The following is a 13696-nucleotide window of genomic DNA, read 5'->3' on the forward strand; positions in this document are numbered from 1 at the left end:
TTTTTAAAATACTTTAGATTATTGACGACGGCTAAGCGTTACTTTAAAATTTCCCTTTCCGGTTTCTTTTGTTTCGGTATTTTCCCATCCCATAAAAAAAGATAGCGTGAGAGTAGTGGACGTAACTTTAACATCAAAGTCGTCAACCGGACCAACACCCGTGAGATTGACCTTTGCGCTGTCCTCCGTTCCTGAAACCTTCCATGCCCCCGCACCCCCGTTACTAAATATGATCGGGCAATCCTGCGCCATAAACTGAAGCGGATTACCAGCTCCATCTGTGGTAAAGACCAGTCTCATCGTCCCAAAAATTTCCGGCGGTACATTGCCCGGTGTGACAATATTATAAGGAGCCCCCCAGGTACCATGCAACCTGCCTGCAACAAGTTGTTCCTTTACGGCCACATCCCTCTGTGGTATTTTATCTTTTTTGCAGGAACTAAATCCCATAACAATACCAAACACAGTAGATACCACAACGATGGCAATCTTAATATTTCTGCTCTTTATCATAATCCTTTGTGTTAGTTTTTCACTTTAAATAGTCTGAACGGGACATTTGATTTTAGTATGTTTCCTTCCATTCCCCAGGCAGCGTCCGGGCGTATTCCCAGGTGACTCAAAACATTTACCGCCACGTCTGTGAGACTGATAGGATAATAAGGATGCCGCTCACTTGCAGGGCCCACTATCTCGCCATTATTCCCTTTACCGCTAAAGTCCCTTACCACGTTTCCGGTAACTTCATCCATTTTCAAATAAAGCGCCAACGAGTTCCTATTGGGATGATTACCATTCTCAATATTGCGTAGGTACATATACTTTTTGATTGTTTCTCCCGATAGCACATCAGTCCATATTCTGACTTCATTAAAGGAACCTGCCCAGTTAGGTCCGCCATCTCTGTAGGTCTGCGTTCCCTCCTGCGCCAGACAGAGATAGTCATAAGGCGAAGCCATATTATCGGCATCCTTATAGGTCAGTGTGGATTGCGCCACTTGTTCCCCGTCCTGATAAACGGTACATAACCTTGTCTTATCAAATGCTACAGCCAGATGATGCCAATTCCCGTCTTCAAGCGGTCTCCCTGAACCGATATCATACCGCTCCGATTTCTGATTCGCAAAATTGATCTTCCATGAAGCCCCGCTTCTGCATATCGTAAAGCCCGAATTACCGCCTGAATTCCAGTTCTTATCCCCCATGATCGATGGGTCACTTGTATTAGCGCCGGCTTTGACCCAAAATTCGATCGTATATCTATTCATTCCCTGTAAAGCAGTTCCTTTAATTGGAATACGAACATAAGTGACGGCGCCTGTAGGCGCTTTGTTAATAGTGAGTATATTATCCGTGTTTTCCCGGGGCGCCATAGAAGTTCCCACGAGTTCTTTTTTATCTAATTCGGCTCCGGATAAAATAATTGGCACGTTAATCTCTTCAGCTGAGGTGCTTTGAGCTATCGCACTCTCTGTTCCGCCATGCGTAGAAACCAGAAAAATATTCCAATCCTCGCTACTGTAACTTGCACGTGCCTGAATGGCCGTCTGTAACCCCACTACATATTCATCAATCTTCTGAATAGATAATACATACCGGGCCTGCCGAAGCTGGTAACCCACTTCTTTACCGGCATCAGCAGGTCCGCTGAACTGAACGAACACAGCTCCCATATCAGCCTGTTTTACGAGATCTAATGACTTATTGTAAACTTCCTGATCCGTGCCGTACTGAAATTTGTAGTTAGCTGCCTGATTCAACAGGTTATTTATTTCAGCAGTTCGCACAACAGAAGCAACCGTTGTAGAAGGCGCGGCAGATTTGATATGCGTGACAACGGACGTGTATTTAGCAAAGTTGTTCCCGGTAAATGATTCAGCAACTGTTACACCATGTTTTTCGGAAGAGACACCCGTAAGTAGTGTTGCCCAGCCGGAACTTGCATAAGCCGGGACTCCGGAGAACCCGTTCATACTGAACGAACCATTGGACCTGAGCCTCCCAATACCAGGAGTGGCTGCGTAGTCAACGGCCGTACTGATAATACCGTCCACCCCAATCACCAGTATTTTTTTGCTTTTAGCCGCTTGGGCATCAGCATGCTGACAGAAAAAGAAACTAACCGCCAAAAGCAGACTATAACATTTAATAAAAACTTTCATTATCTATTATTTATATAATTTGATCACGTAGCTGCCAGGAGTTCCAATGACAAAATTGAAATTGAGTGACTGATAACTGACAACACCAGCGGCATCTACGATCCTCCAGGTACAGTAAGTATTTGATTCCTTCACCGGGAAATTTACACTCCACACTTCTCCTTCATTGGTGTCGTTCACAAACTTACCTTTGAAGCCGGCCGCGCGATTTTTAGTAAAATCAATATCCTCGCCGGAAAGCTGTTTCCCATTTAAGTATCCCATAAACCGAATCTGGTTGGGAGTATCCCCCACCTTTTCTATTTCTGGTTTTCGGGCCATTCCAGATGACCAGGATATTATATCAAACTCCTTAAATTCCACTACAAGGGCATCTTTCAGCAACCTGCTTCCGGAAGTATTGGAAACGCTTATATCAAAATGATACTCTCCGGCTGGGATCCGGTTTCCTTCCTGAAATTCCAGAACACCGGTATATTCGTTGATACCTGCAGCAGGCACCATAACGGTATCTGATTTTATTGCCAGTTCTGCAGGAGTTTCGTTGCCAACAACAGCGCTTTTATAATTTATGACCGGTACTTTATCAGTCAGCGCACTGATACTTTTACCACTGAGTTCACGAACAGATTCAATTTCGAATTTTAGCGGCAGAGAGGATTTACTGGCCTGAAATGTCCCAATATTCTGACGCAAGCCGGAAATCGCATTTTGCTTTCTGTTCTTATAGCTGATGTCGGGTGCAATGCTTCCCTCCGGTGGAATTTTAGTGCAGGAGGAAATGAGCAAGATTCCGCATCCAAGCAACACTGCTATCTTTTGAGAAATTTTTTTAGATAATATCGCGGGCATTTTTTTTATCACTTTAAGATTAATTGAATCCGAAAATATGTGAGCTTGAGATTAGCAGATGGACCACACCGTTGGTGGAATGCAGATCTGAAGTGGCAACCTGTACCGACTGGTATCTTTCTTTTTGTCCGGGCGCAGCAGTATTCAATGAAAAAACGATAAATTTTGCACCCATTTTTACATTACCTAAATAATCATCCTGAACCAGGTTAAAACGAGCCTTTTTTTCTCCATAAGTCGTGAAATAGCTGTACGTGGTCGCTAATTTATCCCGAACTACTTCCTGATTCGGAATAATGTAATTCTTCAGAATCCCGGTAATCTTATTCATTTCTTCCTGCGGGATGGCCCGCAATGATGCAGGTCTTTTTTGAGGATCCGGAAATACCAGGTTCAAATAATTGTATATAGAATAATCACTGGGAGCCAAAAATGTATTCCCTTTTGCATTAACAGCGGCTTCCAACCCACTCATCTCAATCAACGTAACCAGGGTATCAAATAATGTTCCCTGAGTTCTCAGGTAATCAGTTGTGGATACACCCAACGTTGCCGTCTTCTCTAAAGAAAGACTTCCTCCGTCCGTAAAATAATCCCGGCTGCATCCTGCAGTAAGAAGAATAAGGATCGCTCCGGTTAGAAAAATTTTCATACTTTATTGATTGAATTGCCAATAATAAGTTTGTTCCATCTTAGGATTGTTCGCGAAAGCTTCCTGACTCACGGGGCAAAATCCCGCCCCCTCTTTTTCTGCCTGTTCCGTAATATTTTTATTAAATTCATGAAGGCGCCCGAGACGTACCAGGTCATACACCCTATGATATTCTCCGATCAGTTCCCTACGGCGTTCTTCAAGTACCTCTTCAATCACTACAGGTTGATCGTCCCTTGTAAATGCCGGGATGCCGGCCCGCGAACGTACGGCGTTAAGATTTTGAAGCGCCTCAGGAATCTTTCCAAGCCTTGCATCTGCTTCTGCTTTCAAGAGCAGCACATCCGCGTATCTGAAAATAGGAACCGGGCCTTCCATGATATTATAGCTACGATCCTTTGCCTTCCTGAATTTGGCAAACATGATGTTTCTTTCTCCGTTTTGTAAAGGATCCGTAAAAATGGGGCGCAATTCGCTGGCGCTCACAGAAAAATCAATGCTCTGAAAAAACTCGGGCACCCGTTTGTCGGATTTATCTCTGGTATAGTCCGGGAAAATCTCTAATATTTTAGATTTTGGTACGGCTAATGACAAATTTCCCCTCGAGGTATAAGGGTTCGTAAGATAATAAGTAAGAATATGCCCGTAATAATCTGAGAACTCTCCCAGTTTTGTATCATAGAACATTTCAAATATTATTTCCTGGGATTCGCCCTTATCAAATAGATCGCGAAACCCTTCAATCGGCACCAGCTGAAAAGTGTTGGAGCTGATGATTTCTTTAATGGCATCTGATGCCCCCTGATAGTCTTTCAACCACATGCAAGCATGAGCTTTCAGGGCCAGGGCTGCGCCTTTTGTACCTCTGGACATTGATTGTTTTATTGAACCACTGTATTGCCAGGGTAATTCGGGTATTGCCTCTGACACTTCATCCACCACCATTTTCATTACCTTATTAAGCGGCTCCCTGCCCAATGGTTCCACGTTCCGTGCCTTCAGATTGATAGGAATATCTCCCCAAATACGAGCGGTATAGAAATGTGACATAGCCCGAAGAAAACGGGCCTCCGCCAACAACTGTTTTTTTCTTGTTTCGGTAAACCCTTCTTTGATGTCGGGGATTTTTTCCAGCACAAGATTGCACTGTTCAATCGTTCTGTAAAAAAGCCGCCAGTTCGTTAAAGGCTCCAATTCTGTCCTTCGGATCAGGTGGTTTTCAAAAGAAGCCTGCCAGTCTCCATCGTTATTAGGCGTGATCCAGTCTCCCGAGCGTCCATCGCCCCAGAAATAATAATCTCCCCAGGATCCCCAACGGGTGGTTGCAGGCGTATCTGCCTTGGTGAGTCCGGATAGCGCTCTCCGAAAAATTGCGAAGGCTGCAGCTACGGCTCCCTCAGCATCACTGCCCGTGCGCCAGGCCTGGTCTTCGGTTACCGTAGTGATCGGTAATTCATCCAGCCATTTCTTACATGATGCCACCGTAAAGACTAAAGCCACAACGTATATGATAAATATAAATTTATTTTTCATGTGTTAATTTTCATGTTTATGGACGTTTCATGGTTCAATAACCTGCAGTTTTTGAAATTATAATGCGATGGAAATTCCGAATAATAGCATCTTTCTCATCGGGTATCCGCCAGACTTGTCAAAACCATCAATGGTCGTTAATTCTGCATCCGGTCCGCTGTATTTTTGAAACGTGATTACATTATCGAGTGTACAATAGACCCTCATCCTCTCAAAAGGAAAAAACCTCGTTGCCGAACGCTTATTAATGATGTAAGAAAGTGTGGCTGATTTAATTTTAAAATATGATCCATCCTCAATATATTCCGAATCGTAATCCACAATCTGTGATGCGTCACCCCACGGGTTCAAGGTGGGATACCTGGCATTATCGCCGCTCTTTTCCCAAATTGAATAGTGGTCAAAATTGGGCAGGGAGGTAGCCCCGGCAAATTCTTTACCCATCCTGAGTCGACTCAGCAGCGCTGTATTTACAATACTTCTCCCGGAAACAAATGTTGAGACCACATTAAAGCTGAATTTTTTGTATGAGAAATCATTTGTCCAGCCACCGGACCATTTTGGATTTGGGTCGCCGGCATATACGCGATCAGCAACGTTTATACGATAATCCCCGTTCTGATCTTTGAATTTACGATCGCCGACCGCCAACGGTTTGTTCTGTAATCCAATTAATGGTTTCCCGGTCGCGGGGTTTATCGGAATTTCTTTTTCTGATTGATAAACGCCTTCCGACTGGTAGAAGAAAAATCCATTTAGCGGGGCTCCCGTGCGAACAATCGACCCGAAATCCTGCCCCGACGTACTTATTTTAATGATGTCTGCATTACCATCAGGGAGCCGTACTACCCTATTTTTATTATAGGCAAAATTCAGGTTACTGGTCCAGGAGAAATTTTTACCGCGACGAACATCTGTATTCAAAGTAAATTCCAATCCCCGGTTGAGTACATCCGCTGCGTTGCGATATACTTCGTTATACCCGGAAGTTGTTGGCAGCGAAGTGGTCAATAACAATCCGTTAGTCAACTTCTCGTAAGCATCGAAAATAAACTCCACCTTACCCTTAAAAAAAGATAAATCCATCCCAACGTTTGCCATTTTGGTTTTTACCCAGGTAAGGTTATCATTCTTGAATCCATCAAACCAGGTAGGCGTAAATCCTGATACACCACCGTAAGAAATTTCGAGCAATGAGTTATATCGATCTAATGAACCCCCGTCCATTATACCCAAGGCGAGATAGTTGTTATCCCAGGTTGTACCCGACAAGCCAAAACTTCCGCGCAATTTTCCGTTCGACAGCCATCCCAACTGAGATAGCGCTGATTCTTTATAGAAATTCCAGCCTGCAGAAATAGACGGAAATACACCCCATCGGTTATCTTTTCCAAATTTCGAAGACCCATCCGTTCTTATCGATCCTCCCAATAAATATTTTTGTTTGTATGAATAATCCACACGGCTGAAATAGGACAGCAATGTACTGGCAGTATAATTGCTGGATCCGATACTACCTCCTTTTGGCCAATGAACAGATTGAGATAAAGACGGCGCACTCGTGACACTGCTTACATTGGTTAGTTTCGATTCATTTTTTTCTAAGCTTTGCCCGCCGAGAATACTCAAACTATGCCCATTACCAAACTTCGGTGTATAAGTTAGCGTATGCTGGAAAAGTAAATTGCGGTTTTCGCCAACGCCGCTGCTATTCGACACTCGCAGGGTTCGTCTGGATTCGGAATATGAATCCCGCATAGCCCGCAAGTATTCAAGGCTAACGGTGGCCCTGTAGGTGAAATTCCGGAAGGGGTTTAGCGCAGCTTCTGTACTAAAACGTATCCGATCATTCAGATTGGAATTCTTGCCCGGCAAATACACTTCCGTACCTTTTACGATCGGATTGTTCGGAAGTGGCAGCAATGATGAGTAATTCGTGGAGAGCGCATCTGGATTTCTGCTCTGATCAGTGCGGGAAATAGCCAGCGCATTATTGATGACCAGGACATTCTTCAACGCGTTAAAACTAGTGTTGACCATCGTACTATAACGCTTAAAGCCAGTATTGAACAATATCCCCTTACTATTCATGTAGCCCATGCTAATATCATACTGACCGAAATCACCTGCACCTCTTACAGAGCCGCCATAATCCTGCGTGATTGAAGTTCTGTACAGGTAGCGCTGCCAGTCGGATGAATTATTATAGAATGGATTGGTGACATCTGTGTACATCGCAGGCATGTAAACTCCATAAGGTGCATAGAGATCATAAAGATGCTGCACCTGTTCCCGCTCTTTTAACCCACCTGCAATATCCAACAACGGCGGCACAAAATTGATCCCTGTGCGAATACTAAGATTGATTTGAGACCTACCTCTTTTTCCCTTTTTAGTGGTGATCAAAATCACGCCATTGGCAGCTCTTGAACCATAAATCGCCGCAGCAGAAGCGTCTTTCAATACGGTAATATCTTCAATATCGCTTGGATTCAGATCCGCCAGCACATTTGTACTGGTAATTGCAAACTCACTGCTTGTTCTTGAAATGATCGGTATGCCATTTACCACGTATAACGGTTCCGATATAGCGGAAGCATCACCGCGTGTGACGGCAGCCAGCCCCCGGATAATTACTGCCGGGGAGGCGCCTGGTTCTCCTGAATTCAGTTGAATATTAACGCCAGCTATTTTCCCCTGTAATAAAGAACTGAATGATTCGGCTGCTTGTACCTCCGTTACCTGATCCATCTTTAAAGTAGCCACAGAGCCGGTAATCTCCGCCTTGGCCTGCGATTTATATCCTGTAACAACGACCTGATCCAGGTTCTGATTATCCTCTGACAATTGGATCACCAGATCAGCGGCCTTATTAAACACAACGCGGCGAGGACTATAACCTATAAAAGAACAGAATAATGTATCTCCATGGTGCAGCCTTAACTGAAACCTTCCCAGCGTGTCGGTACTCGTTCCGGCGTTGCGTCCCGCAATATTAACGGAAGCTCCTACCAGGGGGACTCCGTGCGTGTCTGTCACTTTACCGTTCATCACTGACTGTGCGCTGACATTCACGGCAATGATCAATACCACACAAAGAAAACCAACTACTTTTATTAATGCCTTCATTGAATTTGCTTTTTAAATCCGCTTAACGATTTAACCAATACCTGTTTTGATCCCATGAGTTATCTTTTCTGCTTTTTTCAGCCACCGGCCAGTACGCAGCTCCGTTGCTCACATCAGCTTCGGTAAATAAAGAAATATAGTTGCTGACTTTACCAAATCTGATCAAATCAAAAACACGCTGGCCGGTACCAACAAGCATGCGTTGCCGCTCCAGCAAGAGTGCATCACCGAATGTTTGCTCAGTTAGAACATTGTAGTCTTCAACAGCACCGGTAGCAGCACTGATCAGATAATTTTTCGCTTCAGATAAGTGACCGGATCGCCATGCCGCCTCCGAAAAAAGAAGCTTGATTTCCCTTACAGGAAGTATCTCTAATTCACTTGCGTTTCTGACGATTAGCTTCGCTATATTTTCCTTTGGTAAAACAGTAAACATGGTGGTCCGACGTTTGTCTGCATTTGGATAAATCGCATTTAATCTGTTAAGCGGCATTTGTACAACGTTGCCATTCAGGGGGACAGCCGGTATGACTACCCGGTTGTCTGTGCCCATAGAAAGGTTGAAAGTTGACAGGCTGTCTGCCGTTTGTGGAGTAAAAGTATTATTGAGCAGATCATACGCTTTTTGTGAATTACCCAGCCAAAGCTCCTGGTGAGCAAGCAATGAAACAATGGCCGTCTTATTGAACCGTACTGCTGTCAGCGCTGTGCTCCCAATCCCATCGTTGTTGATCAATAACCAGGGTAACAGGTTTTTAGCTTCGGTTGCCCATGCTGCTGCCCGGGTTACGGCTTCCTTATTGGTCAATCGCTTTCCCATATTTTCTTTCTCAGCCGAAGGGATATCTCCCCAAACCCGGGCGAGATAGAAATAGGCCATTGACTTTAATGCCAGCGCCTCACCCCTGAAGAGATTTTGTTCATACTTGCTAAGAATATCTCCGTTCGACCGAGCTACAATATCCAGCACATCGTTTGCATTTTTAATGACATCGTAGAAATATTCCCAGTTAGTGAGTTGCATTACGTTACGATCGTTTAAAGTCAGGTTCTGGGCAGCGACATCCTTTTGATAGGCGACTGCTACATTCAGATCGCCGACCCTTGCTTCCCCATACATGATCCAGGCATAATTGGCCAGCAGTGCCCTTCTCAGATCAACGTAACCTCCAATAACGGCTTGTTCAACCCGCTGCGGTGTATTGTAATAGTCCTGAGCCACTGTCCTGTTTTCCAACTCCTTAATCGTTAGTGCTTTCTGACACGAAAAAAGAATGGTTACAAGTGCGAAAAGGACAAATATTCTATATTTCATATTATCTATTCTTTTATGTAACATCTTAGAGAATCAGTTTTAATCCAACTGCGATGGAAGACGGTAAAGGTGTTCCGGTAGCGCTCAAGTCCGTTTTGCGAACATTAGCAACATTCTCCTCGGGATTTAATCCACTGTATCTGGAAATCGTAATCAGATTATCTCCACGTACAAATATCTCCATGTCGGTCAGTTTTTCTTTGAATAAAGAACCCGTGTGATAGGAAATAGCCGCCCTGCTGAGCCTGAGGAAACTACCATTTTCAACCGTTCTGACACCCTGATAAATGGTTCGGTTGTCTAAGTCTGCCGTCACCAGATAATAAGGCGTTTCAGATGCTTTAGTAGGAAAATCATATTGTACCCTATCAGCATAATACCTGCTGTTAAACGACTCTGTAATTATATGCCCGCCTAATGCATAGCTCATTACAAGGCTGGCTGAGATATTTCCAACTTTAAACGTATTAGTCAATCCCCCAAAAGCTTTGGGCTCACTTTGCCCGATGATCTTCTGCCGCCCTGCTTCATAAGCAATCAGCGACGTGACCGCATCTCCCTTTGAAAGGGCCGAGAGGTAGGCCAGACTGGTATTTTCAATTTCGGCGGGCAGCGCTCGAACATTATTATGGTAAGCAGCTACATTAAAATTACCAGCCCAAAGAAAACGACGTGTTTGTATCCATGTTGCATCGAGGTTAAGCTCTACACCCTGCAGCCCGATAGATCCTCCCGTTTCATACTTATAATCAGTACCGCTGATGTTAGGCAATGTTCGCTGAAAAGTAAAATCGCGATAGACTTTATTAAAATAATCGACAGAAAGGTTAAGAGAGGGAAGAATGGCGACAGCCAACCCAACATTGAAATGCGTTATCCTAACGCTTTTTGCGTCTGCGAACGAGGGATATAGCTCGCCAATCCCCAGGTAATTGCCTCCATAATAATTTCCATAGCCCGTTAATTCGCCGCGATAAACCTCCGGTCTGCTTAGTATTCCCGTCTGGCCAACGGCTACTTTGGCTTGTACCGGCAGCCTTAAGGTATTTTTAAAATCATAATGCATGCCCAATGCCGGATAAAGCGACCATTTATTATTATATAGCGAACTTCCGTCAGCGCGCAGTACCATGTTTAGTTTGATATCTTCCTTATAATTCCACTTCCAGTTACCATAAAATGATACAGCCTTTTCCACTTCATGGTCAGACAGCGCGTTGACCTGACTGGCATTATAGCCCGTAACTACTTTGACAAAATCAGACCCACCGCTTGCCATTTTACGCCGCCCGTTTACGGAAGTCAGTCTGTTATCAATGTTCCTTATTTCATTGCCAAGTATCATGTCCATTTTCAACGCCTCCGATATCTTGTACAGGTAGTTTAGCGTGGTATTTACCGTTATCAACTGCCTTTTATAAGCAGCGCTTGAGGCGTAAATATTTCCAGCCTGAAGATTAGAAGGTATGTACAAATCACGGCTTGCACCTTCGTAAGACAGGCCGGCAACCGACTTGATCTCCAGACCGCGGCCCAGCGTGTAAGCTATCCCCATCGATGAAACGAGACCTATATTTCTGTTTTTGTCCATATAGAACTTCTCATCGTCAATTACGGGGAGAGTCAGTTCGCGGGTATAATCTCCCGCGTAGCGCCCGTTACGATTTGCCAGCGCCAGGTTATTATAAAAGCGCACCGTCAGCCGGTCCGAGATGTTATATCGTGCATTCAGAAACAGGGACTGGGCGCCAAACCCGGTGTTTTTTATGACACCCTTATCCTGAAAATTTGATAATCCAAATAAGTAAGAGCCGTAAGTACCGGCGCCATCAACCAATACGTTCTGACCGCTCAGCACCCCTCCGTCTCCATACACCTGCCTGCGGGCAATCGTATTAAAATCGTAAAAAGCATCCTTGTGATAACTGCTCCTTTGAAGAAAATTTGAACCGGCAAAAGCATTACCCCTGACACGAATCTGCCCCGACTCGCCCTCTTTCATCACGATATTTAAAGCTCCGTTAGGGGCCTGCACACCATAAGCTGCCAATTGATCAATATCCCTGATAATTTCAATGCGTTCTATTTGTTCTGGTGCGTAATAACTGAGGGGATTGATGCCCGTTATATTTGAAGGACTGGCAATGACAGGCACCCCGTTTACCAGGATGAGCGGCATAATCGATTGATCGGTAGGGTCGAGGCTTAATCCACGCAAATTGATGGTAGCCTGAGCCCCAGGTGTTCCCGACCAGCTCTTCACCCTAAGCCCGGCAACACTGCCTTGCAAAATATTTTCAATGCCGATGTGGTTGGACAAGACGACACTATCCACCCTAAGTGTGTCTTTACTCTGGGCACTCAAATCCGTTACAATCATCAAGAACAAGATTATAAAAAGCGAAAATTTTCCACTAGGTCCAGGTGCTAATTCCATGTTTAAAATTTCAGTTTATTAAGCCAGTTGAAATGGTCTCATTATAGATATGCCTCTTTACAAAAACCAGAAAACCGTAAATCTTCAAGACTTCCCGCTCTTCATTAGGAAGCGCTTAACGCCGGTTGTTCCTACCTGATCATCGACCAATATTTTAGTTTTCCCAGCCATCAATAGTTTCAGTTAAGTAGTTGTTTAATATTTTCTTTTGAAAAACCGGCTGAAGCAGTCATTCCTTTTCCCCCGATGCCGGTTACCACATGTATGTTCTCATCAATATCCCGCTGAAAGATATCCTGATGCCTGGCCTGGGAATAAATCCCATACCAGCGATTTCGGATCTTATATGATGGTAGATCAAATATTTTCTTTGCTTCCTGAAGGATATATTCATCAATTTCTTCCTTAAGATCAAAACCTAGAGCGTCAATATCCGAAGCGGCAGCATACTCATGCGAGTCGCCAATAATAACCGAACCGTCAACTGCCTGTTTGAAGAGAATATGTATGCCCCATTTTTTCTCGAACGAACCGGGATCTTCCTTCGACTTGATTGCAGAGAATGAAGGGCACTCCCTAAACGCTTCGTAGCGTCTTATCGAAAGCCCGGTTAAAACCGATCCGTTAAGCATGTAATTACTTTGCGGTATTGTCTGAAGCATCTGAATTTTTACGGCTTCCAGATCCCCGGATGCAAATAATTCCGGATAAAGCAGTTTGAATTCGGCGCCAGAGCAAATAATGACCTTCGATGCTTTCAAACGCTGACCAGCGGCGGTAATTACTTCTACTCCACCTGAACCGCCCGACACAGCATTACAAGCGGATGCGGTTGTATTACCAAAATAGTGGAGGTTTTTTTCGACAATAAGATATTGCAATAGCCGGCTGATCATTACTCTCGGTTCAACGGTAACTTCTTCGGGAAAAAACAGACCGGCTTTTACATAATCCGCCTGAAGACCCGGATACTTACTAAGGCAGGCTCCTTTATCAAGCAAGTGAGACTCATACCCGTTACTTTGATTAATTTGCCCAAGCTCCTCAATAAGTGCAACCTCGTCGCTATCTGAGGCGATGTAGATCGAACCATTTTGCCGAACTGAGATGTCAAACTTTGCCTGGATCTCTTTATAGATCTGCAGACTCTCCCGACCAAATTGCTGCCACTTCCCATTCATACCAGATGGTATAACTTGTCCAAAATTGGATACAGTCGCGCCTAAGGGTTGTGTGTTTCTTTCCAAAAGCGCCACTTTCAGTCCCATCTCAAGCGCATGATAAGCATGAAATGTACCCAGTACACCGCCACCTACAACGATTAGGTCGAATGACTGATCTATTTTATTTGTTGTTTTTTGCAATTTAGTCGACTGATTCATCAATAGATTAATAAGTGCACTGTCTTGAAATATACCTCACAAAGCGTTTATTTTCGGGCTCAAAAATAGGGTGCAGGTCCTGCAAAAAATATGAATTAAGTAGTCTCATTTATTTATAAATCGCCTGTGCCGTATGAATTAAGATTCAGGTAATATTAATTTGATTATCCCTTAACAGGAAAGCAAGAACAAACTCCCTTGAATCCATTTTACTTCCCGAAAATCCATGAAACA

Annotated in this window: 9 protein-coding genes; all 9 read right to left on the reverse strand. The window is 44.1% G+C overall.

Annotated features, from left to right (window positions below; translation table 11 throughout):
• Positions 1–18: 18 nt before the first annotated feature.
• Positions 19–513, reverse strand: coding sequence for a hypothetical protein (locus tag AC3WS5_RS13325; protein WP_492467889.1), 495 nt, complete (start codon positions 511–513; stop codon positions 19–21).
• 11 nt (positions 514–524) lie between these two features.
• Complete coding sequence (locus AC3WS5_RS13330; protein ID WP_492467890.1) at positions 525–2162, reverse strand: LamG-like jellyroll fold domain-containing protein; 1638 nt, start codon at positions 2160–2162, stop codon at positions 525–527.
• Positions 2163–2168: 6 nt separating this feature from the next.
• Complete coding sequence (locus tag AC3WS5_RS13335) at positions 2169–3014, reverse strand: hypothetical protein (RefSeq protein WP_492467891.1); 846 nt, start codon at positions 3012–3014, stop codon at positions 2169–2171.
• A 19-nt stretch (positions 3015–3033) separates the two neighbouring features.
• On the reverse strand, positions 3034–3666 hold the full coding sequence (locus AC3WS5_RS13340; protein ID WP_492467892.1) for a fasciclin domain-containing protein: 633 nt from the start codon (positions 3664–3666) through the stop codon (positions 3034–3036).
• 3 nt (positions 3667–3669) lie between these two features.
• Positions 3670–5199 (reverse strand): RagB/SusD family nutrient uptake outer membrane protein, encoded by a 1530-nt coding sequence (locus tag AC3WS5_RS13345; RefSeq protein WP_492467893.1) that lies wholly within the window; start codon positions 5197–5199, stop codon positions 3670–3672.
• Positions 5200–5256: 57 nt separating this feature from the next.
• Positions 5257–8328, reverse strand: a complete 3072-nt coding sequence (locus AC3WS5_RS13350) for a SusC/RagA family TonB-linked outer membrane protein (protein WP_492467894.1) — start codon at positions 8326–8328, stop codon at positions 5257–5259.
• A 22-nt stretch (positions 8329–8350) separates the two neighbouring features.
• Entirely contained in the window at positions 8351–9643 is a 1293-nt protein-coding gene (locus tag AC3WS5_RS13355) for a RagB/SusD family nutrient uptake outer membrane protein (protein ID WP_492467895.1), read from the reverse strand.
• 25 nt (positions 9644–9668) lie between these two features.
• Positions 9669–12023, reverse strand: a complete 2355-nt coding sequence (locus AC3WS5_RS13360; protein ID WP_492467896.1) for a TonB-dependent receptor plug domain-containing protein — start codon at positions 12021–12023, stop codon at positions 9669–9671.
• A gap of 236 nt (positions 12024–12259) precedes the next feature.
• A complete protein-coding gene (locus AC3WS5_RS13365; RefSeq protein ID WP_492467897.1) occupies positions 12260–13462 on the reverse strand; it encodes a TIGR03364 family FAD-dependent oxidoreductase in 1203 nt (400 codons plus the stop codon).
• Between the last annotated feature and the right edge of the window lie 234 nt (positions 13463–13696).

It is taken from the genome of Niabella sp. CPT15-335-S11, assembly GCF_058792415.1.

Coding starts and splice junctions, on each gene's coding strand:
- AC3WS5_RS13325 (WP_492467889.1), bottom strand. CDS start 513: ATGATAAAGAGCAGAAATATTAAGATTGCCATCGTTGTGGTATCTACT.
- AC3WS5_RS13330 (WP_492467890.1), bottom strand. CDS start 2,162: ATGAAAGTTTTTATTAAATGTTATAGTCTGCTTTTGGCGGTTAGTTTC.
- AC3WS5_RS13335 (WP_492467891.1), bottom strand. CDS start 3,014: ATGCCCGCGATATTATCTAAAAAAATTTCTCAAAAGATAGCAGTGTTG.
- AC3WS5_RS13340 (WP_492467892.1), bottom strand. CDS start 3,666: ATGAAAATTTTTCTAACCGGAGCGATCCTTATTCTTCTTACTGCAGGA.
- AC3WS5_RS13345 (WP_492467893.1), bottom strand. CDS start 5,199: ATGAAAAATAAATTTATATTTATCATATACGTTGTGGCTTTAGTCTTT.
- AC3WS5_RS13350 (WP_492467894.1), bottom strand. CDS start 8,328: ATGAAGGCATTAATAAAAGTAGTTGGTTTTCTTTGTGTGGTATTGATC.
- AC3WS5_RS13355 (WP_492467895.1), bottom strand. CDS start 9,643: ATGAAATATAGAATATTTGTCCTTTTCGCACTTGTAACCATTCTTTTT.
- AC3WS5_RS13360 (WP_492467896.1), bottom strand. CDS start 12,023: ATGATTGTAACGGATTTGAGTGCCCAGAGTAAAGACACACTTAGGGTG.
- AC3WS5_RS13365 (WP_492467897.1), bottom strand. CDS start 13,462: ATGAATCAGTCGACTAAATTGCAAAAAACAACAAATAAAATAGATCAG.